Below are 25,365 nucleotides of genomic sequence, written 5' to 3' on the forward strand. Positions count from 1 at the left end.
ATTGAGTGGTTTTTCTTTTTTATACATCCAAATGCTCTCCATTCGTCGCAATCACTTGTTTATACCAATCGAAGCTTTTCTTTTTCTTTCTATCTAATGTACCGTTTCCTTCATTATCACGGTCGACATAAATGAAGCCGTAGCGTTTTTTCATTTCAGCCGTTGATGCGCTGACTAGGTCAATTGGGCCCCAGCTTGTATAACCGATCAGGTCTACTCCGTCTGCGATGGCTTCTCTCGCCTCTAGCAAATGGCTTCTGAGGTAATCAATTCGGTAATCGTCTTGAATTGATCCGTCTTCTTCTACTTGATCGACAGCACCCAATCCATTTTCTACGATAAACAATGGCTTTTGGTAGCGGTCATACAGCTGATTCAGTGTTGTACGAAGTCCTTTCGGATCAATTTGCCAGCCCCAATCACTTGCTTCCAGATATGGGTTTTTCACACCTTCAAATAGGTTACCACCAGTAACTTGTTCAAGGACCTTTGGATCTGTACTCGTCACAAAACTCATATAATAACTGAAGCCAATATAGTCAACTGTATGGTTTCTTAAAATGTCTTCGTCCCCGTCTTGGAACTCAATGTTGATGTCATTTTCAAGGAAATAACGTTTCATGTAACCTGGGTAATAGCCTCTTGCCTGTACATCTGAGAAGAACAATGTTTTGCGGTCTTGCTCAATTGCAGCAAACATATCCTCTGGTCTTGAGCTGTACGGATATGTGGTCATCGCTGCAATCATACAGCCAATTTTTGCATCTGGAATGATTTCATGTCCTGCTTTAACAGCCAGAGCACTTGCCACAAATTGGTGATGCGCTGCTTGATATTGAATGCTTTTCTCATCTTCACCTTCTTCAAATACAAGCCCGCCGCCAGTGAAAGGCGCATGTAACACGACATTAATTTCATTGAAGGTCATCCAATATTTCACTTTATCTTTAAAGCGAGTGAACAATGTTTTAGCGTATGTTTCATAAAGATCCACAAGCTTACGGTTTCTCCATCCGCCGTAGTTTTTCACAAGTGCAAGCGGCATTTCATAGTGAGAGATCGTGACAACTGGCTCAATTCCATGCTTATGCAGTTCATCAAATACTCTTTCATAAAAAGCGAGGCCTGCTTCATTCGGTTCCGCATCGTCGCCATTTGGAAAAATACGCGGCCAAGAAATGGATAGTCTGAAGCACTTGAATCCCATTTCTGCAAAGAGTGCAATATCTTCTTTATAGCGATGGTAGAAATCGATGGCATCATGATATAAGTTAAGGTCTTTCATTGATTCATCGAATGGGTGCATAATACCATGCGGTGATACGTCTGCTGTCGATAAGCCTTTTCCACCTTTATTATATGCGCCTTCAATTTGGTTGGCTGCAACAGCACCGCCCCATAAGAAACCTTTAGGAAATGTTTTTTCTAACTTGTTCATGTTGAATACCCTCCTCTTTTTCTTCTACACTGACTGTAAGCAGTGTCTCTTTCACTGTAATCGCTCCATCTGTTTTCGCATCAACTTGAGCATAATCATTTGTGTTGGTCACAATAACAGGTGTGGTCACATCATAGCCTTCTTGCTGAATACCCTTGATATCAAATTCAACGAGCACATCCCCTGCTTGTACAAGATCACCGGACTGCACATGACTTGTGAAATACTTTCCGTCAAGTTTTACCGTGTCAATCCCGACATGAATAAGAAGTTCTGTGCCTTGGTCACTCTTCAAGCCAATGGCATGTTTTGTGTGGAAAATGGTTTCAACCTTGCCGTTGAACGGTGCAACAACGCGTCCAACAGTTGGTACAATGGCTGCACCTTTACCCATGATTTCATTAGAGAATGTTGCATCATTTACTTGATTGAGCGGCTTTAGCTGGCCCTCAAGCGGGCTTTGTACCACTTCATTTTGAAGCGCCGCTGTGTCTTTCTTTTCTTCTGGTTTGTCTGCTTTTGTATCTTCTTTTACTGGTACATCTTTAAAGCCTAGAACAAGTGTCATGATCGTTGCTACAACAAATCCGATGACTAAACCGATGATTGAGTAGACAAATGTTGGTCCAATGAATGTTGGGAGACCTGGGAGGCCTGCTGATCCAGATATCACATATGATTTTACTTTAAAGATCGACATGAACACGCCGCCTGCTGCTGCACCAATGAGGGCTGCAAGGAACGGTTTTTTCAATCGCATGTTCACACCATACATAGCAGGTTCAGTAATACCCATTAAGGCTGTGATACTTGTAGACATCGCCAATGATTTGAATGTTTTGTTTTTTGATCTTAAGAAGACACCGAATGCTGCGCCTGCTTGTGCCATATTCGCTACAAACATCATTGGAAGAATAAAGTCAAAACCGTTTAACGTAATGTTGTTAATCATGATTGGAAGCAGTGCATAGTGCATGCCCGTAATGATCAATGGTGACATGAATCCGCCTATCAAGAGCCCTGCCAAAATACCTGCATGTTTAAACAATAAATCAATTCCACCTGAAAGGCCATTTCCGATAATTCCACCAAGCGGTCCAACCGCGATAAGCATAACTGGTACAACGACAAGAAGTGTGACTGTTGGAACAAGGATGATCTTTAATGATTTTGGACTATATTTTTCCGCAAATCTTTCAACATATGAGCCGAGCCAAATGGTAAGTAGAATTGGAATCACCGATGAAGAGTACACAACGGCAACCACTGGCAAGCCGAGAAATTCTGTATTTCCCGCACCCAGTAAAGCGGTTAACTGCGGGTGCAGTGCTGCTGCTGCAATGGCAGCTGCGATATACTGATTTGTACCAATTTTTTTGGCTACGCTTACAGCAAGTAGAATCGGTAAGAAGTAAAAGGCTCCATCTCCGATAGCTGTTAAAATCGCATACGTGCTGCTTTTATCTGATATCCACTGAAATGTGAGCATCAGTGCCAAAATCCCTTTGATCATACCGGCTCCAGCGATGGCTGGGAGAATTGGTGTGAAGACACCAGAGATAAAATCGAAAAGCTTTGATATCACATTTTGTTTTGATGCTTCTTCTGTACCGCTTGATTTTACATCTGTTGATAACCCAGAGTCAGCAATCATTGCTTGATAGACGTTTGATACATCGTTACCGATAATGACATGGTATTGACCGCCGCTTTGATTCACGCCCATGACGCCGTCTGTTGATTGCAGCTTTTCTTTATCTGCCTTGCTTTCATCGTATAAGTTGAAGCGAAGTCTTGTCATACAATGTGTGACTTGCTTAACATTTTTTTCACCGCCGACAAGTTCTAGCACTTCTTTTGCTGTTTGTTTGTGGTTCATTGTGTTACCCTCCAATCGTCGATTTCATCTTGATATAGAAAAAACCTAAACATCCATTAATGTCCGAGAAATAGCGATTCAGACATTAATCGATATTTAGGTTTTGCCTGCTTAACCAGTAACAATCCTTCATAGCGATTGATCGTTATTTAATTTTTATAAGTCTTTAGATATAAAAAAACCTAAATCATGCCTTATCAAAGATAGGGACAATGATTTAGGTTTTGCCTGCTTGACCAGTAACAATCCTAAAAGATTGTGGGTTATTTAGTTTATAGTTATAAATTATCATGTTAATTTTGTGATGTCAACGCTTTCTTTTTGAATTTATTTTCTTTTTATTACTCTGTCTATATGCAAAGTTAAATATAGCATTTCATCTTCTATGAGACTTCGGTTGTATTCTTTTTGAACATACTCGTTAATTTTTTCTGCACATTGAAAAGCTGCAGTGTTTTTCTCTTTTACCACTTCATACAGAAACTCATTTTGATTTTCCATTTGAGTTTCGTTAAACAGACGCTGCCCAAAAAACTTCAAATGCGTCACAAAACGGAAATAATTTAATGATTCCTCGTCTAAATCAATTTGAAAGTGATATTTAACGATGTTTAAAATATCTTGAATGAGTTTGGTGATTTGAATCACGTTTGGCATTTCCTCATTGAGCTCTGCATTGACAATATGCATGGCAATAAAGCCGGCTTCATCCTCAGGAAGATGGATGCTCAGCTTGTCCTCAATGATCCGAATAGCTTCTAAACCACATCTGAACTCATCTTTATACAGCCGTTTGATTTCCCAGAGCAAGGCATTTTTGATGTCCATTCCTTTTTGATGACGTTCTATGGCAAAGGTGATATGATCCGTCAGCGTCACATAGATGCTGTCATTTAAATTTTTGTTAAGAGTCGTTCTCGCATGCTCAATAATCGCCTCGCACACTTGCATATACTCGATTGGAATATCATAAAGCAGGGTTTTGAATTTTTCTGATATATCTTTATTTTGAATAGAAAATACCTTCTCGATTCGTTCTTCGTCAATCGGGTCTCCGCTTTTCTTTTGAAACGCGATCCCTCTGCCCATAATGACCAGCTCATGCTGCTCGTCATCATACGCACTGACAACATTATTATTGATTACTTTCGAAATGATCAATTGATACCCCCCAGTACATTCCGCTTTTTCGAGCATTTTATCGTTGAATCATATGTCATGTTATTATTATTTTCAAAAAAGAGGACTTTAAGATGATTTTACATTTTTTTTTGATCCGGTCAACTAGTAAGAATGACATATTGCCTCTTAGAAATGACGAAATAGGGACAAAAAAGTCTAAAAACATACACAAAAAAACACTCTATAAAGAGTGTTTAAAGTGTGTTTTTTACAAAATCAGGAGCAGTCCCAATTATAGACAACATTCTCGAAATTTTTTCGTTTGAGGTCTTCTGGTTTGATAAAGAAGTTGGCAATACCGCAATCTCCCCACATCAAATCTACTTCATCATCTGAGTCAATTTGTAATAATAAAACAGTATGTTCTTGATCTACATAGGTACGCGGGTCTTCTTGTGTAAACCCTGGGTACCCGCCCAATTTGTGACCAAAGCCACTCGCTGTTTCATAAAATTCATCCAGCAGGGCATCTGCTTCTTCGCCATTAACACCATCTGCATCTTCGAATAGGTCCCAGCTGTTTTTTCCTGTGACTTTTTCAAAGCGGAAATCTCCTACACTGATCGTTTCGCTTGCTAATTCACCTGTAATTGCGCCTTCTTTCGTTACAGGAAAATAAAAATCATCTGGAATTTTCACAAAAGAAAAATCAGTCAATAACTCTTCTTCTGCCAAGAAAGGTTCCTCAATAAATTTAATTCGAAAATCTTTTTGCTCTGTTTTATGGTCAATATTCATTCCATAAAGATCATCATGCACAGAAATAAAGACTTGCAAAATCCCTGTTTCTGGATAATCCTTTAGCTTTGGCAGCTGACCGAAATTGATTTGTGCCAAAAGTTTCATAGGATGTCCTTCGCCGTCAACTGGATATTCGTCGTTTCTGGGGAAGTAAGGATCACCAGCTATTTTGCTGTCGTATGGTCCTGTTTTTCCTTGTTTCATCTGCAATTGTATCATTGGTTTTTCCGTTTCATCTAACAACGGACGGTAGGGTGCAAGTATTTCTTTCAGCTTCGCTGATTGTGTCACGATGATCTTCCTCCTTATGAATAGGTCTAATCACAAAACTAGTCTCTCTTTTTCTATCATACAGAAGTGTACCCTGCCTGTCAGCGATAAAACGGTCATGATCCTAACAAGTTTCTCACCTTGAAATGATAAAAAAACCTCCGATTCAGCTGGAGGTTTTGTCATTCTTTATTTTACTTGATAGTTCACTAAGTCGTTTGCCAATGATTTCATTGTTTCGTTTGTTTCATGAAGGCCTTCAATAATTTTTGTAAAAGTGCCAACAAGTTCTGCCTGATGCTCAGAGGAAGCGACAATTTGCGCAATTTCTTCTTCCATTCCTTTGATCGATCCCTGCACATCTTTTAGGGCTGTTTCAATATCAGTTGTCGCCTGTTTCGCGTGAGTTGACAGCTTTCTCACTTCTGTTGCGACCACTCCAAAGCCTGCTCCTGCTTCTCCCACTCTTGCAGCTTCTATTGATGCGTTAAGTCCAAGTAAGTTCGTTTGATCAGAGATACCTTTAATGAGATTAGACACTTGATTGATTTTAGAGGAATTTTCGACAGTGGTTTTCGTATTTTGTAGAATTTGTTCACTTGTCGCTTGTAGTTCCTCTGAATGTGCGGCAACCTGCTGTACCATTGCGACTAGTTTTTCGGAAGCCTCGTTGCTCTCCGTCATGATGTGCTCTAATCGTTGTTGATTCGTTTGGTCATAGGCCACACAGAAGGCAGCAACCACTTGACCTGATTCATCAGTAATTGGAACGGCTACGATATCCATTGGAATCCCGTATACTTCTTTCGGAATTTGGATAAACGATGGTTCTCTCCCATTTTTCAGCATCGCAAAGTTTTGGAATCCAGGATCTACTGTATCACCAGCTTTAAATCCTAAATCAATATTCCCATGTTGCTGATAATAAAGAACCTTCTCTTTCCCTAAAACAGAAAAAGTTAGCTGTTCTCTCATAGCAAGTCCAATGATTGGTAAAGCGTCTATTATGTTATCAATTCTCTGTGACATTCGCTTACGTTCATCCTCTCTTTTTCTCAGTACACCTTCTTTATCGGTTCGTTATATGATCTATTACAGCCTGTAATGTGTACTAATATCAATCAAATGACCTAAGGCATATAAAAAGCCCACATTCTATCTAGTGAATGTGGGTGTTTTTTAAAAAAAGTAAATGCACATAAAGACACTGATACCGATGAGAAAAAGATACATGTAGTCAATCCATGAGGTGCTGATGATATGATAATACGTTCGCTCTCTCGTCCCTGTGAAGCCCCTGGCTTCCATCGCAATCGCTAAGCGCTCTGATTTTCGTACACCTTGTGTAAAAAGGGGTAATGCATAACGCATAAAGGCTTTCCAGCTGTTTTTTTGCTTGTAGCCTCTGATTTTATGTGCAGCTTTCATTTGTTTTAATTCACTTTGAAATAACGGAATAAACCGGAAGCCGGCAAGCATTCCATACGCCCATTTTGGGGACATTCGGCATTGGTGAATCAGACTCATCATAAATGCCGTCAAATCGGTTGTGGACGTAAAAAGGAGACCAAATGTCACAAATCCAAGCATTCTGAAAGCGATGGTGAGACCATTTCTTAAACTCTCCTCCGTGATATGAAACCACGCCCACTTCCAAACAGTATGATCCCCCTTGCCGAATGCCGCCATCATCCAAAAGACGAGAATAAAAAAGAGCAGATAAGGGACAAGCCTTGTGATGAGATACTTCATATTCCATCCACCTAAAACAAGTCCAATGCCAAGAGCAAACAGCCAGATGATAAAGGTTGTTTTAGGATCAGATATCGCCATGAGGCAGCCCATCGCAAGCAGGTGAGCGAGTAATTTCATGACTGGATTCACAGTAGAAAGAAAGGAATGATTACTTTGCAATTGTCAGCACATCCTTTCTTTCTGCCACATAGCGATAATGTAAGGGAGCTTTCAGCTGATAAGCATCGACAAGTTCCTGATTTGAGAATAAATCATAAGGGGGACCATCATATACATGCTTGCCTTGATGAAAAAGAAGCACTTGATCGGCACATTCATCGACAAGCTCCATATCATGTGTAACCATCACAATGGTCGTGCCTTGGCGCTGCCGTTCTTTTAAACGCCTCATTAATTCCTTCGCTGTTTTTTCATCCTGACCGAAAGTCGGTTCATCTAACAGCAATACATCTTGATCAAAAAGGAGCATCGTGGCAACACTCAATCTTCTTTTTTGCCCTAAACTTAAGGTGAAGGGATGTGCTTTTACATGCTTCTCTAAACCGAACTCTTTCAGCAGCTGGACCGTTTTTTCTTGTACGACTGATTCTGGCCAGTTGCGCTGTCTGCCGCCAAAAGCAATTTCATCGAATACTGTGTCTTGTATAAATTGAAGCTCCGGATTTTGAAACACAAAGCCTGCTTTTTCATAGAGTAGTCGGTCAGACCATTTTTTAAGGTCTGTTTCTTTTAAGAAAATATGACCTTTTTTAGCTGGCTCTAAGCGGATCAAATGTTTGAGAAACGTACTTTTTCCGCTCCCATTTTCTCCAATAATCGCCACCCAATCTCCTGCTTTGATATCAAGCTGAAGGTTACTCATAATCCTTTTTTTCCCGTAGCTTAATTGAAGATTTTCTGTACGAATCATTGTCTCTCGTTCGATTGACGGCACTTTTTCATGCTGCGCTTTTCTTGCTTCGTAGGTTTGCATAAAGGTTTGACTCAGTGGATGAAATGGATCTTGAATAATCGTGGACCATTTCTCGGGAAATAATTTTGGCCGCCAAATTCCTGCCTCTTTCATTTCTTCCTCATATGTCACGAGCACATCTTTTGGAGCTCCATCTGCTAAAATGCTGCCTTGATCATCTAATAAAATTACCCGATCCATCCATTCGATGACTCCGTCAAGCACATGCTCTACAAAAATCATGGTTTGCTGCTGATCGGCTGCAAGCTGCTGCAGCAGTTGAAATATGTCCATTCTACCTGCCGGGTCAAGCTGTGCGGTTGGTTCATCAAAGAATAGAACATCCGGCTGTAATGCTAGTAAACAAGCAAGTGCCAATCGCTGCTTCATGCCGCCAGATAAAGTGTGAATCTCTGTATGCGGATCGACATCCAGTTGGACTTTTTGCATGAGCTGCTGAATGATGTCATCCATCTCTTCACGTGGGACGGAACGATTCTCTAAGCTAAAGGCAATTTCTTCATTGACGCGGTGCATACAAAACTGAGAGTCTGGATCTTGAAACATGACGCCTGTATGTCTTTGTAACACCACTTCGCCCTGCATGTCTGCTTCCACATGCTCTGGAATGATTCCAGCCAGAACCGAAATGAGCGTGGATTTCCCGCTTCCGCTCGGTCCTAAAATAAGCACCTTTTCCCCTTTTTGAATCGTCAGGGAGATTTGATTTAAAACAGGCTTAGGCTGTTCATAAAAACGGACAGTCAGATCATTGCACGCGAGAAATGAATTCATGCTGTTCACCTTTATTTCGTTTTTCTTTCATGATGGCATATTGATTGAGTACACCAGTTTTGGATAGTGCGTCCACCACCACTTTCGCAAGGCATCCGCCAAGTATCATTCCACTAATGATTTGAGTCACAAGCGTCATAAGTAAAACTTGAGGCGTATAATATCCGAAGCCATTTGCCACGAGACTGTACGCCATCGCTCCGATAGCGGCAAAGGCACCAGACAGCATCAGTGTCCACATGCGGTATCGTTTATACCCAAAAAGAGCGAAGGCGATTTCTGCCCCAAGCCCTTGGCATACACCAATCAGCAGAGCTGAAAGTCCGAAGTGGCTGCCTGTCAATAATTCCACAGCCGCGGCAGCTGTTTCCGCAATCAGGGCAGCCCCCGGCTTTTGAATGATATACGCAACGATTGGACTGGCAATGACCCATATTCCAAACATGATATTGCCTCCTGCTGGGCCAACAAGTGCTGTAATCGGTAAGTAAAGTGTGGACCACCCTAAATAGATCACACCGCACGCAACGGATAAAATCACGGCAAGGACGACTTCTTTCATCTTCCATGTCATGATGTATGCACCTCCAGTTGAACTGGCCACTCTTCAACAGTGAAGGCCATTTCCCAAAACTTGTACTCAAGCTGGCAGCTTAAGATAAAATGCTGTTTCATTTTTTCCTTTTCCTTCTCACTTGCTGCTTCCGCCAATTGGTCGAGCCGCTTGCAAAGTTCACCAGTGACAGAATCGGTTAATCCTCCATAAAACGTGATCCATTCATAAAACGGATGTGACGGGTCTGGCTGCACATCTGTGAGCATTCGTTTCCCTATTTCCCAATATGTCCAAGGACATGGAAGCAGGACAGCGATGATTTCACCCAGCGTACCTTCCTGTGCGACTTGCAGCATGTGATGAATATAGTGATGAGCACTCGGAGCCAAAGAAGCACCTTGGAGCTCATCATACGCTACTCCTGCCACTCGGCAAAGGTTTTGATGAGGGTGCGTTTCACTATCTAGTACAAACGCAATCTGCTGATGAAAAAACGCAATATCCTCTCTGTCTGTACATCTGCTGAGCGCTGCTGCATAAATTTTAATGAATGCTTGTAAGTATTCTGCATCCTGTTTGACATAATGAATGATCTGTTCCTTTTCCAGCTTTCCTGCTGCCAGGCCTCTAACGAACGGATGCTGATAAATGGCTTCAAATAACGGTTCTGCTTCTTTCCTTAATTGCGTAGAAAATGTCATAAAAAAAGCCTCCTCTTCTTCAGTTGAATAAATGAAAAAGCCACCCCAAATGGAGCGGCCTTCTTATCGATTCAATCATGAATAAGACAAGGTCCAGCTCCACTTCCCTCCGCTAGTACGAACTAGATCAGGTTCAAAGGGTCCAAGATTTTCTCTTGTCTCAGTCATACATGACTCCCCTAGTGGACTTTTGTCATTTAATTATCTTTACTCTACACATGTGGCGATTTGATGTCAACCGCCTTTCTTAATTCAACGTTCTGATTGTTGGCAGTTTCTCGATCCCTGCAGCATAGTAGAAATTCAACACACTGAAGAAATCGATCGGCTTTCCTGTTTTTAAATCTACAGCTAAAATATGATCACCGTAATTTGTCATATCATCAATATCTAAGCGTCTTGGTGTCGTCTTCCCAAGTGTATCAACAAAGCTACTATGGTAGTACTGCCCGCTAGCAAACGATGATTCATGATACATAAATAAAGTCTCCACATCTAAGTAGACGAGAATGGCCTCTGAGGAACTTGCGTATGGAGCAGAGTACGACACTGGTGCTGAAATACTTTTCACCTTCACACTGTCAACAGAATGAGTTCTCTGTTCATATTTTCCATCATATGAGAAGTAAAATACACGCTCCCATTTATAATCGGCGGTCTTAGATTGTTTGTTATATACTTTTGTACCATTTGCGAAAACATCCCCATTGGCATACGTAGCGACAAAGTATTGCAATGTTGATGACAGGGATTCAGCACCTGTGAAATTTGGTGGGTTTTTTGCATTCACCTGTAATGTATATGAGTCTCCAAAGTCTCCACCGCTGGTAATACCAAACGCATAATCACCCGCTGGTAAATTGCTTAACGCGAGCAGACTGCCTGCCGGTTGAATAAGATCCGTTGGGTAGGCTTGTCCTGTTTCATAATCAACAACAAACAATTGAACGAAATAATCAGGGTTTGAAGAGGTAATCCGGCTGATGAGTGCCTGAGGTGAAGATGTGCTTAAAAACCATAAATCAACTGGGTCGTCCTCTGTTAAGACAGCCGATTGATTTATGGCTAGTCCATCAATGGAGCGAACGGCAGACGTGCGCATTTTGCCATCTTTAGCAGCTTTTCGTTTGATACTGATTCCTTTCTTCTTAATCACTTTAAATGATTTTTTCACTTGCTTCTGTTGGATAGCGGTTCCTTCATCCTGCTTTAAAAACGACTCTTGCACTTGCTGAATCGCTTTTTCTGTCAGTGGTGATCGTTTCCCACTTGATTTTGGTGCTTCTTCTGCTTTTAATGCTGGTGAAAACAAACCTGTTGCGACGAGTAAAACAGACAGTAAAGCTGCAGTGATTTTGACATAAAATGCTCTCACAGGAACATCCCCTTTTCCTCATTTGGGTTTTTTACCCTGTGATAATTTTACCATTATTCCAATCATTGTTTTGGTCTTTTTTGGGACATTTTTATAACAAAAAAACCAGCCGCATGAGTAACGGCTGGTTTTTGAACGTTTTATGCAATAGTTTTGACAAACAAACGTGCTGTTTCTGCACTTGATCCTGGGTTTTGTCCAGTAATGATTTGTCCGTCAACGACAGCAAATGGCGCAAAGGTATCTCCTTTTTCAAACGCTGCCCCCTGCTCACGAAGTTTTGTTTCCAATAAAAATGGAACCTTTGATGTCAGCTGCACGGCTTCCTCTTCTTCGTTGGTGAAGCCTGTGATTTTTTTGCCTTCGATAAATGATTTGCCATTTTCGTCCTTCACATCAACGAATGCTGAAACACCATGACAAACGGCTCCGATCGCACCATTTTTATCTGAAACCGCTAAGATCGCATCCGCCACCAATTGATTAGACGCAAAGTCGATCATAGGGCCGTGTCCCCCAGCAAAGAAAATACCGTCATAATCAGCTGGATTCACATCTGTAAGCGCCTTTGTGTCTTGAAGTCGTTCATACACATCTTGATATTGCGCTGGGACACCTTCAGGAATTGAATTTTTGTCAATTGGTACAGTGCCACCTTGAATAGAGACAATTTGTACTTCTAGTTCATTTTCTTTAAAAATATGAAATGGCTCTGCTAACTCTTCTAGCCATAAGCCTGTTGGATGTCCATTCATTTCTGGGCTGCTTGTCGATACTAATAACACTTTCTTACTCATCTTGATCATCCTTTCGATTTATCCTGTGGTTATTTTATATTTTGCACAATTAAATATCAAGCAATATGACTTCGGTTCAGTTCTTTATGTTATACCCGATTTTCTAAAAAATATGGTATGACTCAAAATCTAATCAATATGTCACATTCTATTGGTAGGGAATTTCATGTAAAATTGTCATTGAGTGATATAATATGAGGAAAGATTGACAGATCTCTCGTGTCACATGAGGGGATTTTTAAAGGAGTGGAAAAAGAGATGAAAACCTATTCGATTGTGATGATCATCATCACGCTCTGTATTATATTGGCCGTCTTTTTAATGAACCTAACAGGGGTCATGTACGGAAAAATCATTTTGGCCGTTGCTGTTGCCCTTTGTCTGACATCCATTATTCGTTTGATGGGACTTCGAAAAAGATAAAAGCCGCCCTTTCTAGGGGCGGCTTTATTTTAAGATTAGATCGCCAGCATCAGTGCAATTAATGCAAGAAGCGCTGGTACTCCTTGTTTGATGATAATTGATTTATTGGATGTTACACCGCCAAATACTGCTGCGATGATGACACAAAGAATGAAAAATAGCTGAATCATATATCCAACGGTATTCGATCCAAGAATGAGTCCCCAAATGAGTCCTGCTGCTAAAAACCCGTTATAAAGCCCCTGATTAGCAAACATCACTTTGACATTTGGATCTTTTTGCAAGTGTTCTGGCAGCTTAAAAGATCTCTTCGCCATCTTTGATTCCATAAAAAACATTTCTAATAACATGATGACAATGTGTTCTAATGCGACAATTCCTACTAAAATCATTGCTAAAATATTCAATTTAGTTAATTCCTTTCTGATAGACGGTCACGAATCTCTATTTTGTCCGTGTATAAATCGAAGTCTTGTATTAATTCTAGCGCTTCTGTAAAGCGACTTTGTGGAATGTCTTTCATTTTTCTCACGCCGAATTCCTTTTTAATAAAAGCCATGATGGTATTGATATGAAGCTTACCATGACCATCATACTCCAAATGGCTGCAAAAAGTCTGCATCGTCCCTCGAATCACCTTTAATTGCTTGGCAGTGACATAACTCATTGGTAACGCTCATCCTTTCCTTTGTTTTAACAGCTAAAAGAATCATGGTTGAAAGAAAAACCTTCCAGGCTCTATTATATAATGGTTTCATTCGGATATCAAAATAAAAAAGAACAGACATTCGGTTAAAAACCAAATCGTGTCCTTATAATCCTTTTCTCACATATCAAAAAGCCGAATTCAATAGTAGAATCCGGCTTTCTATTTAGTTACTTTTCGAAATTAACACCTTTCCAACAGAACGATCCTTACTTTGTCCAACGACTTTAAAGGATAATCCATAGTTCGGTACATCGCGTCCTGCATCTGGGTTATTTGGATTCACATAGTTCTTTTTATCACTAAATGTACGAGTCGGGCGAATGTAGCGATCTTGCAAAGTTAAGCCCGTTGTTGCTGTATAATCGATATTCAGCTTCGTACTTGGATTCAAAGAGAATGCTGCATCATGTACTTGGAAGCCTGTGGCGGCAATAGAACCGTCACTCCATTTTAATACTTGCTGATCTGCATCTACTACGCCAAGGAAGCCGTTCCCCGGATGCTTTCCAACCCAGTTATCACTGTATGATTGATCGACTAACCACACGACCAAACCGTTATTATAGCTCATCAGACTTGCACCGCGTTTAATATGCTTTAAGCCTTTATCGACATCAGCATAAGAGCGCCACTCTAGTAAATAGTATTGTGCTGCATATTGTTTTCCATTAGATTTTGAGAATCCATTAAAGGTAAAAGTAGATGTATCCTCGGCATCATCTGACCATACGTTCGTTCCATCTGCTTTGACGTTCAGATCATCTACAAATAAACCTGGAAGTGAATAGCCTGCATCGGTTGTGTAACGGAATTGCAGGTCGATTTTCTTCCCTGCATAAGCAGACAGGTCAAAGGATGCATCTACCCAGCCGTCTGATTTTCCATCGATGCCATTGCCTTCGTTTGCACCTGCTTCATTTCGATTATTCGTGATGTTACCCGCGATGGTCTTCCATTGATCAGTCCCTGTTTCACGCACTTCGACATACGCATAATCATAATCTTCTTCAATATCGTACCATGCTTTAAATGTCAGCTCTGCTTTGCTTCCTTTTGACAAATCAATACCTGTTGTCGTCATAGTTGCATTCAAATTGTCACCCGTTCCGCTGAAGTACGAATATTTTCCTTGAGCAGGTGTCGTAACGACAATCTCTTTATCTGGTAAATCGACTCGAACGGCGTCATGGTTCGTTCCTTTTGTTGCTGCTTCATCAATTAAGACGGTTTTGCTTTTCTTTAATGTTTTACCATCGATGGTTTGTCCAGAAAGCCAGTTGCCCCCATGCAGATTTTGAAGCATTTCTTTCGCATATGGGCTAAAGCCTGTTGGTTCCGTGCCAGGCACTTTACCTGCCCAGCTTCCGCTTGACATGATCGACCAGTAAGAAACGGGCTCTCCGTTGCCTGTGTACTGTGTATCGTACTCGTCAGGAAGACCAAGATCATGTCCGAATTCATGTGTAAACACACCTGCTGCGCCATCTTCAGGCTCAATGGTGTAATCCAATGCGCCTATTTTCCCGCCTTGTCCGACTTCAGATTCAGTATCCGGAATTTCAAATACATCACCAAGTGACCAGCGGTGTGACCAAATCGCATCAGCGCCAAGTTGTCCGCCGCCTGCTTCTTCACCAACACCGGCGTGAACGACCATCAGATGGTCAATGATGCCGTCTGGCTCGTTATAAACACCGTCGCCATCAATATCATAGCGGTCCCATTGATCATACTCGCCGAGATCAACATTCGGATCTTTGGCTGCTGCTTCGAGTGCTTCTTTTACCAATTCGCGCGGTCTGCCGTCACTGCCTGAATCGTCAGGTACGTTCCCGCCATAATAAGCTGCTTCATGCTTCGCTGTATACCATCCTGCAACTGTTCCACTAACTGTGTAACTGCCGCCGGACTGCTTTTCATAATATTGCTTCATGGATACTTTTCGTTTCCCATCTGGACCGATGTAGCCATTTTTTCCGAAAAGCATATCTTGATAATGCTGTTGATCAAACTTGTCATAATACATATCAGTCTCTTCTTTTTTGATACTATTATGCTTATAATCTTTAAAATCTACTAATAAAACCAATACCTTATCATTGCGGACGTCACCTTTATACTTTTCCTTTTTGACCGGTTTTACTTGATTGCCTTCTTTTCCTTTATGCTTCTTTAACTTTTTCTTTTTGGCAAGTTTGTTATGTACCTCTTGTTTGTATTCTTTGAGGAATTCAGGCTCTTCTGTTAAAGTGCTGGCACTTTGTTTCATTGCCGATTCTTCTTTTTTCTTTAGATAGTTCTTTAATGCTTTTTGGGTTTCTGCCTCATTGGCATTCTTTTTGATCTTTCCTTGTTTTTTCAAGGCTTTGACGAGACGGTCTTCATTTACGACACTTGAGTCAAATGGAATACCTGAATAATGACCGCCATCAGAGGATGTTGATTTTTCTGTGGTGTGGGCAGATAGAGGGGTGCTGAAAGCTGTCAATGTTCCTAAACTTAGGACAGCGGTTAGTGCAATTTTCGTCCATTTCCCTTGTTTCATATTGGTTCCTCCCTATTTTGGTAATAAATAATATCTAATTCTAGCATATTCCAATATAGTTAAGTCGAAAAACATTTTATTTTCAGAAATTTTGTGGAAAATGCACAATACGTGAATGAAATAGGTGGAACCATATGTCGAAAATAAAAGAACCCTAGGCGATAACCGCCTAGGGTGTTTGTTGTTTTTCTATGAAAGCTGCTGACCTTGAAAGGCAACCACGTCAAGTGGAGCGGCTAAGAATTCTTTTGCCTTCGCTACGAAAGCCTGGAAATGAGCACTTGCATTATGGCTCTGAACCGCAGCGTCATCTTTCCACACTTCTACCATTAAAAAGGTATTTTCCTTATCTGTATCCTTGAACAGCTTGTAGGAAACATTGCCTTCTTCAGCCTGTGAAGCTTGCATTAATTCGTTGATTTCTTCTAAAAATACGTTTTCTTTTTCTGGATGAATGGTCATCCCAGCATGAATAATAATCATTTGATCGTCTCCTTTTGAAAAGATATTATTTCCACTCAGCAATACGATCAACCGGTAAACGGTAAGATGCATAGCCTTCGTCAGCTGCTTTCCCAATTGATAGCAGCATGACTGGTACATAACGTTCTTTATCCCAGCCAAATGTTTCAGCGATTACTTCTTTATCATATCCGCCAATTGGATTTGTATCATAACCGTGTGCACGTGCAGCAAGCATAAGCTGCATAGACACAATCCCACCGTCAATTAAAATTGTTTCGCGATTCACTTGCTCTGGAAGAACTTCAAAGTGTGCAGTTAATGCAGCAATTTGTCTTTCTTTCACTTCTTGCGGCATGTAGCCATGCTCTACTGCTTTTGAGTAAATTTCTTCTAAGTATTCATCGCTTTTCATATCTGCAAATACTGCAATGACAGCTGCTGATGTTGACACTTGTGTTTGGTTGAATTTTGCAAGTGGTGCAAGCTTTTCTTTCCCTTCTGGGCTGTCAATCACCATGAAGCGCCAAGGCTGTGCATTCACTGATGATGGTGCAGTTGTTGCTTCTTCTAAAATCTCTGTCATTTCTTCTTTGCTGATTTTCACAGATGGATCATAGTTACGAATAGAGCGGCGCCCTTTCATAATTTCCATAAAATCGTTTGTTTTTAATGTTGTAGCCATGTGTAACACTCCTTTAGGTTGTTTGAATCTTTTCGATGTTTTGTTGTATACGGATGAGCACATCAGTGAGAAGCCTTCGTTCTTCTTCACTTACGTTTTCAAGCATTTCTGAGATAAATCGTTCTTTTTCTATTTTAGAAGCTTCGATTCTTGTTCTGCCTTCGTCTGTTAAGCGAACAAGTGTGACTCGATTGTCTTCTGGTTTTCTTCTGCGTGTGACCATTCCTTTTGTTTCTAACTGTTTCAAGTGACGCGTCACAGCTGCACTATCAATATTTACTTTTTTCTGCAAATCTGATTGGCTGATTTCATCGGCTTGGAATAACAGCGATAACAACTCAAGTCTTGATTGGCTGATGCCCGTGCATGCTTCGAACTTCACGCCCATCATACGGTTCACGCACTGCAAACGATATAATACCTCTGCCTCTTCAGAGCAAAATGCAGTCAATGCCATCCCCTCTTTTCTATTCGGAAATCAATTACTTGATATATCAATCATTGACTCGTCAATTAATATACACCCATTGTTTGATGATTGCAAGAGGTTTGTTTCATAAAGTGAATTTTTTTATTTCAATAGAAAAAGACGAGCATAAAAAAAGACAAAAGCGACGAATCACTTTTGTCCTTTTTCTTTATTCAGTAATGACTGTGTGGATCAAAGTTGGTGCATCGGCATGATCAGCGATGCGGATGTTGTCATAAATTTTCTCCATGACATTTGCAACATCTTCTCGATTCGCATGCAGAGTCACAAGTGAATCTCCTTTTTCAACACGATCGCCTACTTTTTTGTTCAGCATGATGCCGACAGATAGGTCGATATCGTCCTCTTTTGTTGCGCGTCCTGCTCCAAGAATCATCGCTGCAACACCGATTTCGTCCGCGACGATTTCAGCTACGACACCTGACTCTTTTGCAGGCACTTCGATTTTGTAAGGTGCTTGCGGCAGTTTTTCAGGCTGATCCACAATGGAGCTGTCTCCACCTTGGTTTTCTAAGAATTCCTTGAATTTCTCAAGTGCTTTGCCGTTTTTCATCACTTCAATCAGCTTTTCTCTTGCTTCATCAAGTGTGTCTGCTTTTTTCGCAAGAACGACCATTTGACTTCCTAATGTGAGCACAAGCTCGTTTAAGTCTTCAGGACCTTCGCCTCGAAGCGTATCAATCGCTTCTTTCACTTCAAGGGAATTTCCAATCGCTAATCCTAGCGGCTGGGACATGTCAGAGATGACCGCCATCGTTTGTCTGCCTACGTTATTTCCGATGCGCACCATGGCTTTTGCAAGCTTCTCTGAGTCTTCTGGTGTTTTCATGAAAGCACCTGCGCCTGTTTTCACATCGAGTACAATCGCATCTGCACCAGCAGCAATTTTCTTACTCATAATGGAGCTTGCAATAAGCGGAATTGAGTTAACAGTTCCTGTCACATCACGAAGAGCATACAGCTTTTTATCAGCTGGTGTCAGGTTGCCTGATTGGCCAATGACCGCTACTTTATGACGGTTCACGAGCTCGATGAATTCGTCTTTTGTAATTTCTACGTGGAAGCCTTTGACCGCTTCAAGCTTGTCCACTGTACCGCCTGTATGCCCAAGGCCGCGCCCAGACATTTTCGCAACAGGTACATCTAGTGCCGCAACAAGAGGAGCGAGTACAAGCGTAGTTGTATCACCTACACCGCCTGTTGAGTGCTTATCTACTTTAATACCCTCAATAGCAGACAGGTCAATTGTATCTCCTGAGTTCGCCATAGCGAGTGTTAAGTCTGCACGTTCTTGATCCGTCATATCTTGGAAGAAAATTGCCATAGCCAAGGCACTTGCTTGGTAGTCAGGAATTGTTCCGTCCGTATAACCTTTGACAAAGAAAGAAATTTCCTCTGAAGATAATTCTTTTCCGTCACGTTTTTTCGCAATGATATCTACCATTCTCATTGTTTTTCACCATTCCTTTTTTTAAATTAGAAAATTAGAAAATTAAACCGACAACGCCTGCTGTTAAGAAGCTGACAAGAGTTGCACCGAATAACAGCTTTAATCCAAAGCGTGCGACAACGTTCCCTTGCTTTTCGTTTAAGCCTTTGACTGCTCCAGCAATGATACCGATAGAAGAGAAGTTCGCAAATGATACAAGGAATACAGAAATGATCGCTTCTGTACGAGCACTGAATTGGAAAGCATCACCGGATAGAATTTGCATTGCCACAAATTCGTTCGATACCATTTTGGTCGCCATAATGCTTCCTGCTTGTACCGCTTCGCTCCAAGGAACACCAACAATGAACGCAAATGGAGCAAAGACATATCCAAGTACATCTTGGAAAGAAACACCGATGGCAGCTGTAAAGATACCGTTAATCATCGCAATTAATGCAACGAATCCAATCAACATTGCAGCAACAACAATCGCTACTTTGAAACCATCCATAATGTATTCGCCAAGCATTTCGAAGAAGGATTGTCTTTCTTCCTCAACGACTTCAAGCATGTCTTCGTCCTTAGACACTTCATATGGATTGATGATCGATGCGATAATAAATCCACCAAATAGGTTCAGCACAAGTGCTGTAACCACGTACTCTGGTTTAATCATTTGCATGTACGCACCAACAATCGACATCGAAACCGTCGACATTGCAGATGCACATAATGTATAAAGACGCTGCTGTGGTAATAATCCAAGTTGTTTCTTAATAGAAATAAAGACTTCTGATTGACCTAAAATCGCAGACGCTACTGCGTTGTAAGATTCTAGTTTTCCCATACCGTTTACTTTACTAAGCAAATATCCGATTCCACGTACGATAAGCGGAAGAATACGCCAATGCTGCAGGATACCGATTAACGCCGAGATAAAGACGATCGGCAGTAAAACATTGATGAAGAAAGTAGACGCTTTATCATTCATTAACCCGCCAAATACAAAGTTGATTCCTTCGCCGGCATAGCCTAGAAGCATTTGGAATCCTTTTGCAAAGCCTCCGACTAGGAAGTTTCCAACACCTGTATTGAGCAGAATATAACCTAAAATAAATTGCAGTACAATCATGACAATTACTGGACGGAATTTCACTCGTTTTTTCCCATTACTAGCCAGCCATGCAATGGCCAGAATCACTAGCAAACCGATGATACCAATCACGTATTTCATGTTTTTCCTCCTTGAATGAATTCGTTTACATTAATGCGCTTGTATGGAACAAACCCTATTTCGTAAACAAAACGCGGAAGAAATTCCCAGAAGAGAGGTCCTTCCGCATATGACTTTTTCATCATTTATGAGTCATGAATGTTATCCTACCATAGGATCGTATGAATTAATAGTCTTTCGAAGGAGATGATTGATCCCCTTTGATAATGGAAACGCCTGCACTTGCGCCAATACGGGTAGCACCTGCAGCTGTCATTGCCTCAACGTCTTCTTTTGTTCTCACGCCGCCTGATGCTTTCACACCGATGTCAGGTCCTACTGTTTTACGCATTAATGCGATGTCCTCAGCTGTTGCACCGCCTGTACTAAATCCAGTCGATGTTTTCACAAAATCAGCGCCCGCTTTCACTGAAAGCTCACAAGCTTTGACTTTTTCCTCATCAGTAAGTAAACATGTTTCAATGATAACTTTCACTAATGCTTTGCCTTTTGCTGCGTCTACAACTGCACGAATATCTTGTTCAACCACATCATATTCGCCGTCTTTCAATGCGGCAACATTGATGACCATGTCCACTTCTGTTGCACCGTTTTCAATCGCATCCTTTGTTTCGAATGCTTTCACCGCTGTTGTGTTTGCGCCTAACGGGAAACCGATGACTGTACATACATCAACACCTGTTCCTGCTAGTTCTTTCGACGCAAGAGATACCCAAGTTGGGTTCACGCAAACAGATGCAAATTGATGAGTCTTTGCTTCTTCAAGTAACTGCATAATTGCAGCTCTAGATGTATCTGGTTTTAGTGCTGTATGATCAATGAGCTTTGCTATCGTCATGCTTCACACTTCCTTTTAATTATGATACTTTCATCATATATGACGGATGAACAATTGTAAACATGGTTATGAAATTTTGTTCATCTATTTTGTGACATTTAAAAGAGCCCTCGCCGTGTGCTGATCGATGATCAATACATTCGCATATTTCCCTCTTAGTGCACCGTGTATAGAAGCCACCTTTCGATGACCGCCAGCGACAAGGATGGATCGTTCTTTTGTCCTTAGATCATCTAGCTCCACGCCAATTGTGCGATTGTTAATGGCTTCACTGCAAATGCGTCCATCTTGATCATAAAAACGCGAGCAAATGTCTCCGACAGCGGATGCCTTGAGGAGCGCTTTTTCTTCTTCACGGAAATAACCTAGTCTAAACAAAAGTGCCTCATCTCTTACCGTTCCAACAGTAAACACAGCGATATTCGCCTGCTTGCCCATTTCAATAATTCGCTGAATGTGTCTGTCCTGCTCAACCATTTCCTTGACAGCAGCACTATCAAATACAACAGGAAGCGGCAAATAGCGCGGTGCTGTTTGAAAGGCCTCAGCAAACAACTGAATGGTTTCCGCAGAATATGTATTCACATGAGAATGGCTGATTCCGCCCTTGAGCTGGACAACCTCTACACCTTTTACCTGTTTAGGTTGCATCTTTTGTGCAATTTGATACATAGTCGTTCCCCAGCTCACGCCAACGATATCACCGTCTTTCACCGTCTCTTGCAAGTAATCTGCACCAAATCGGCTCAAATAATCGGTGATGGTTGGATAGTCGTCTTTTGGCGAAAACACCACATGAGCTTCGAGCAGGTCATATTTTTCCTTGAGCAATGAAGAAAGCTCGTTTAAATCCTCAAACGGATCCATCACCGTAATCTGGACGTATCCCTTCTCTTTCGCATATTGAAGCAGCCGAGATACAGTCGGTCTCGACAAGTTGAGCTGCTTGGCAATTTCCTGCTGGCTGTAATCAGACAAATAGTAAAGCCTTGCCGCTTCAATACTCAGCTGTTGTTTCTCTCGATCCATTCATACGCCCCCTTTTTCTTCTATCATAACAAATTGTTCACCTCATCATGCACAAATGTTCATTTGAAGAAAACGGTATAAGCGGCATGAAAGGTCTCATTCTTTTCTAACGTTTGAATGCCAAACTTCTCTTTATACTGCCCATTTGTTCCTTCCATATCGGCGATGCCATACCACGGCTCAATACAAACAAAAGGAGCCATCGTTCCTTTTTCTTGATCATAAGGCGACCAAATGCCCACGAACGGAAAACCAGTGAGATCGACCTCAACTCCGTGACCTGCCCTAGAAGTCAAAGACACTCGATTGATATGGCTAAAGATCATCGCATCATGCTGAAAAAGCTCTGGTCGAAGCTGGATCGGCTCAATCTCAATGCCTTTTCCTTTCTCTCTGACAAGTGAATTCCGCAGTTCATATTGCACAGGGAGATGTTCAGTCGAAGGTGTCAATGTGAGTGAATAATCTGCTGCTTGCTCACCTTCAACAAGAGGAACACGAAATGCTGGGTGCCCTCCAATGGAGAAATACATCGTATCATCTCCGTCATGATCAATTTCCCAGGAAATCTTCAGTCCATTTTCTAATAGTTCATAACGAATACGTGCTGTAAATTCATACGGGTATTGCTTCACGTGCCGGCCTCTTGATTCATATTGAAAGGCCACCGTATGCGCCGTTTCTTCATATAAATCAAAATTGACATCACGCAAAAATCCATGCTGCGTGAGCTCGAAGGTTTGATCGTCAATCTTGTATTGATCATTCATTAATCGCCCAACAATCGGAAACAAGACAGGCGACACCCTGCCCCAATAAGCTGGATCACCAGACCACATATAGTGACGCCCGCTTTTCTTGTCAAGCACCTCCCTGACTTCCGCTCCCTTTTCATGAATCTGAACCAATAACTGATCATTTTCGATCGTTCTCATTCAACACATCCCCTTTCCTTCTTCTTTTATTATGACAGGGATTTTGGTTTTGAGTATCAAATTCGACATCTCTTCACCCACCAATTCTTTTTTCGTATGAAAAAATTTTAAAAAAAGACAGAAATTCGCCAACAAAATGTAATGCTGATTCGTCTAATTTTATATAAAATAAAAGAATCGTTGCTCTTTTGAATGAACAACAAAAAGAAGCGTTTGACATTGATGGGGGATTCATTTTCATGAACAGCAAGGAAAATCGTTTTCGTTATATTTTAGGATTAGATGGACTAAGAGCCGTTGCTGTATTGGCAGTCATTGCTTATCACTTACATATCGGACCCGCAAGCGGCGGGTTTCTTGGCGTTGATTTATTTTTTGTCATTTCTGGTTACTTGATTACAACGATCTTGTTACATAAGCAGGATTTAGGCTATCAAGAGCTTTTGCCATTTTGGATGGGACGGATCAGGAGGCTTCTTCCAGCTGCTTACATCATGATTTTTATAACCGTCAGCTGGTGCGCGATTGCAGGTTCAAACGCATTATTGTCCATTCGTGGCGATGCCATATCGTCCTTTTTTTATGTCAGTAACTGGTGGTATATTTTTCACGAGCTTTCATATTTTGATAGCTTCAATGCTCTATCTCCACTGAAAAATTTGTGGTCTTTGGCAATTGAAGAGCAATTTTATATCATTTGGCCGGTCCTGTTGATTGCAGGGCTGAAATGGGTAAAAAACAGATCTCATCTGCCTATGATCACCTTTGGCCTAGCACTTGTCTCCGCCCTATGGATGGCGATTCTTTATTCACCAGATACCGATCCAAGCAGGGTTTATTATGGAACAGATACTCGTGCATTTGCGCTCCTGATTGGGTGCAGTCTGGCATTTGTGTGGCCTATGCAAAGACTATCCAGCAAGAAATTACTTCCTGTTGGCAGACGTATTTTACATATTGCCGGGTTCGGTTCGTTTGCGATTTTCCTTCTTTGTGTTTATGCAGTGGACGATTTTGATGCCTTTCTCTATCAGGGCGGCATGCTTTTATTCTGTCTGAATGCGGCCATCTTAATTGCGTGCGTCTGCCACCCTGCAAGTCTTATCGGGAAATGGCTGTCCTTTCAGCCGCTCGTCTGGCTTGGTAAGCGATCTTATGGTATTTATCTGTGGCATTATCCCATTATCGTTCTGACCACACCGGTCATTGAAATTGGACAGCCTTCCATCGCGCGTGTCACATTGCAGCTCATCGCCATTTTACTAGTTGCTGAGGCTTCCTATCGCTTCATTGAACAGCCAATCCGCCAGCATGGCTTTAGACAATATTTTGCCTCTTGGTCTATTTGGAAAAAAGGAATCAAACAATGGTCTACATCTAATAAGGTGTTCCTGGGAATCACTGCAGCTCTTTTGATCTTATTTATCATTGGCATGTCTAGCTCGTCCACTTCCTCCCCACATGTGAAGGAAGTGACGCAAATTAAGACAGCACCGAAAAAAACAGCCGAACCATCGGAATCAAAAGCGAAGAAAAAGAAAGAAAAGCACGAGAAAAAAGCAGCTGATCAAAAACAATTTCACCAAATTCTTGCCATTGGTGATTCTGTCATGTTAGACATTGCGCCGAATCTTGAAAAAGCATATAAACAGATCACCATCGATGGGAAAGTTGGCAGACAGATGAACGAAGCCATCAGCATCGCCCCTCAATACAAATCATTTAATCAATCTGATGCCGCTGTTATCATTGAACTTGGCACAAATGGTTATTTTACTGAGGACACGCTGACAGCATTCATTCAAAACTTTTCAAAGGCACATATTTTCCTAGTGAATACGAGGGTCCCGAGGTCATGGGAAAATGATGTGAATGCGGTAATTCAGCGAGTGGCAGATCAAGATCAAAATGTCACCTTGGTTGATTGGCATTCAGCCGCTACTGGACAACCATCCTATTTCCAGCCCGATGGTGTCCATCTTTCAAAAAAAGGTTCTGACACATTGACACAGCTCATCACAGCGAGCATCAAGAAAAAAGGGGATGTGTCGACATCATCATAAAAAAACAAGCATCCAGCTTGTCAATGTGAAGAAATTTGTGCAGGTGCTCTACTATGAAGCAAAACGTATTTTTATGGAA

The 25,365-nt window shown here is 41.4% G+C and carries 24 protein-coding genes and 1 riboswitch; of the genes, 2 read left to right on the forward strand and 22 right to left on the reverse strand.

What is annotated here, in order from left to right:
• Positions 1 to 19: 19 nt before the first annotated feature.
• The 11 genes from ACN6NB_RS18545 to ACN6NB_RS18595 form a co-directional block, all read right to left on the reverse strand.
• The gene (locus ACN6NB_RS18545; protein ID WP_144516206.1) at positions 20 to 1,438 is read right to left on the reverse strand and encodes a glycoside hydrolase family 1 protein; all 1,419 of its coding nucleotides are present in this window, start codon (positions 1,436 to 1,438) and stop codon (positions 20 to 22) included.
• Entirely contained in the window at positions 1,410 to 3,317 is a 1,908-nt protein-coding gene (locus tag ACN6NB_RS18550; RefSeq protein ID WP_047202919.1) for a beta-glucoside-specific PTS transporter subunit IIABC, read from the reverse strand. Before ACN6NB_RS18550 ends, ACN6NB_RS18545 begins: the two co-directional genes overlap by 29 nt.
• A gap of 327 nt (positions 3,318 to 3,644) precedes the next feature.
• Entirely contained in the window at positions 3,645 to 4,478 is an 834-nt protein-coding gene (gene licT, locus ACN6NB_RS18555) for a BglG family transcription antiterminator LicT (protein ID WP_024423922.1), read from the reverse strand.
• A 237-nt stretch (positions 4,479 to 4,715) separates the two neighbouring features.
• On the reverse strand, positions 4,716 to 5,531 hold the full coding sequence (locus tag ACN6NB_RS18560) for a YwqG family protein (protein ID WP_144491638.1): 816 nt from the start codon (positions 5,529 to 5,531) through the stop codon (positions 4,716 to 4,718).
• 168 nt (positions 5,532 to 5,699) lie between these two features.
• Positions 5,700 to 6,539, reverse strand: a complete 840-nt coding sequence (locus ACN6NB_RS18565; RefSeq protein ID WP_039182599.1) for a methyl-accepting chemotaxis protein — start codon at positions 6,537 to 6,539, stop codon at positions 5,700 to 5,702.
• 150 nt (positions 6,540 to 6,689) lie between these two features.
• A complete protein-coding gene (locus ACN6NB_RS18570; RefSeq protein WP_058838430.1) occupies positions 6,690 to 7,424 on the reverse strand; it encodes an energy-coupling factor transporter transmembrane component T family protein in 735 nt (244 codons plus the stop codon).
• Complete coding sequence (locus ACN6NB_RS18575; protein ID WP_144516204.1) at positions 7,414 to 9,012, reverse strand: ABC transporter ATP-binding protein; 1,599 nt, start codon at positions 9,010 to 9,012, stop codon at positions 7,414 to 7,416. Before ACN6NB_RS18575 ends, ACN6NB_RS18570 begins: the two co-directional genes overlap by 11 nt.
• On the reverse strand, positions 8,987 to 9,586 hold the full coding sequence (locus ACN6NB_RS18580) for an ECF transporter S component (protein WP_025093768.1): 600 nt from the start codon (positions 9,584 to 9,586) through the stop codon (positions 8,987 to 8,989). The genes ACN6NB_RS18575 and ACN6NB_RS18580 overlap by 26 nt, the downstream gene beginning before the upstream one ends.
• Complete coding sequence (gene tenA / locus ACN6NB_RS18585; protein WP_106025428.1) at positions 9,583 to 10,269, reverse strand: thiaminase II; 687 nt, start codon at positions 10,267 to 10,269, stop codon at positions 9,583 to 9,585. The genes ACN6NB_RS18580 and tenA overlap by 4 nt, the downstream gene beginning before the upstream one ends.
• Before the next feature lie 87 nt (positions 10,270 to 10,356).
• A riboswitch (TPP riboswitch) is annotated at positions 10,357 to 10,460 on the reverse strand.
• Positions 10,461 to 10,516: 56 nt separating this feature from the next.
• Positions 10,517 to 11,644: a hypothetical protein gene (locus ACN6NB_RS18590; RefSeq protein WP_474253529.1), complete on the reverse strand. Its 1,128-nt coding sequence runs from the start codon at positions 11,642 to 11,644 to the stop codon at positions 10,517 to 10,519.
• Between the two features lie 140 nt (positions 11,645 to 11,784).
• A complete protein-coding gene (locus ACN6NB_RS18595) occupies positions 11,785 to 12,441 on the reverse strand; it encodes a type 1 glutamine amidotransferase domain-containing protein (RefSeq protein WP_144516199.1) in 657 nt (218 codons plus the stop codon).
• 258 nt (positions 12,442 to 12,699) lie between these two features.
• Here ACN6NB_RS18595 and ACN6NB_RS18600 point away from each other — a divergent pair, with 258 nt between their 5' ends.
• Positions 12,700 to 12,864 (forward strand): hypothetical protein, encoded by a 165-nt coding sequence (locus ACN6NB_RS18600; protein ID WP_003214630.1) that lies wholly within the window; start codon positions 12,700 to 12,702, stop codon positions 12,862 to 12,864.
• A 35-nt stretch (positions 12,865 to 12,899) separates the two neighbouring features.
• Here ACN6NB_RS18600 and ACN6NB_RS18605 read toward each other — a convergent pair whose 3' ends face one another.
• The 11 genes from ACN6NB_RS18605 to ACN6NB_RS18655 form a co-directional block, all read right to left on the reverse strand.
• Positions 12,900 to 13,271 (reverse strand): DUF1304 domain-containing protein, encoded by a 372-nt coding sequence (locus ACN6NB_RS18605; protein WP_034281380.1) that lies wholly within the window; start codon positions 13,269 to 13,271, stop codon positions 12,900 to 12,902.
• Between the two features lie 5 nt (positions 13,272 to 13,276).
• A complete protein-coding gene (locus tag ACN6NB_RS18610; RefSeq protein WP_039182618.1) occupies positions 13,277 to 13,531 on the reverse strand; it encodes an ORF6C domain-containing protein in 255 nt (84 codons plus the stop codon).
• 205 nt (positions 13,532 to 13,736) lie between these two features.
• A complete protein-coding gene (locus ACN6NB_RS18615) occupies positions 13,737 to 16,118 on the reverse strand; it encodes an immune inhibitor A domain-containing protein (protein ID WP_144516197.1) in 2,382 nt (793 codons plus the stop codon).
• Positions 16,119 to 16,307: 189 nt separating this feature from the next.
• Positions 16,308 to 16,601, reverse strand: a complete 294-nt coding sequence (locus ACN6NB_RS18620; RefSeq protein WP_144489791.1) for a putative quinol monooxygenase — start codon at positions 16,599 to 16,601, stop codon at positions 16,308 to 16,310.
• Between the two features lie 25 nt (positions 16,602 to 16,626).
• Positions 16,627 to 17,265 carry a nitroreductase family protein gene (locus ACN6NB_RS18625; protein WP_039182629.1) on the reverse strand — a complete coding sequence of 213 codons (639 nt, stop codon included), beginning with the start codon at positions 17,263 to 17,265 and terminating at the stop codon, positions 16,627 to 16,629.
• 13 nt (positions 17,266 to 17,278) lie between these two features.
• Positions 17,279 to 17,722: a MarR family winged helix-turn-helix transcriptional regulator gene (locus ACN6NB_RS18630; RefSeq protein ID WP_080772274.1), complete on the reverse strand. Its 444-nt coding sequence runs from the start codon at positions 17,720 to 17,722 to the stop codon at positions 17,279 to 17,281.
• Between the two features lie 181 nt (positions 17,723 to 17,903).
• Positions 17,904 to 19,205: a pyrimidine-nucleoside phosphorylase gene (locus tag ACN6NB_RS18635; protein ID WP_039182634.1), complete on the reverse strand. Its 1,302-nt coding sequence runs from the start codon at positions 19,203 to 19,205 to the stop codon at positions 17,904 to 17,906.
• 34 nt (positions 19,206 to 19,239) lie between these two features.
• Entirely contained in the window at positions 19,240 to 20,421 is a 1,182-nt protein-coding gene (locus tag ACN6NB_RS18640) for a NupC/NupG family nucleoside CNT transporter (RefSeq protein ID WP_039182637.1), read from the reverse strand.
• A 166-nt stretch (positions 20,422 to 20,587) separates the two neighbouring features.
• Entirely contained in the window at positions 20,588 to 21,259 is a 672-nt protein-coding gene (gene deoC, locus ACN6NB_RS18645) for a deoxyribose-phosphate aldolase (RefSeq protein ID WP_039182640.1), read from the reverse strand.
• An 84-nt stretch (positions 21,260 to 21,343) separates the two neighbouring features.
• The gene (locus ACN6NB_RS18650) at positions 21,344 to 22,288 is read right to left on the reverse strand and encodes a sugar-binding transcriptional regulator (protein ID WP_144489789.1); all 945 of its coding nucleotides are present in this window, start codon (positions 22,286 to 22,288) and stop codon (positions 21,344 to 21,346) included.
• Positions 22,289 to 22,347: 59 nt separating this feature from the next.
• On the reverse strand, positions 22,348 to 23,223 hold the full coding sequence (locus tag ACN6NB_RS18655) for an aldose 1-epimerase family protein (protein WP_126682516.1): 876 nt from the start codon (positions 23,221 to 23,223) through the stop codon (positions 22,348 to 22,350).
• Positions 23,224 to 23,462: 239 nt separating this feature from the next.
• Here ACN6NB_RS18655 and ACN6NB_RS18660 point away from each other — a divergent pair, with 239 nt between their 5' ends.
• Positions 23,463 to 25,286, forward strand: a complete 1,824-nt coding sequence (locus ACN6NB_RS18660) for an acyltransferase family protein (protein WP_474253530.1) — start codon at positions 23,463 to 23,465, stop codon at positions 25,284 to 25,286.
• Positions 25,287 to 25,365 lie beyond the last annotated feature (79 nt).

The organism is Bacillus sp. 11B20, assembly GCF_056098985.1.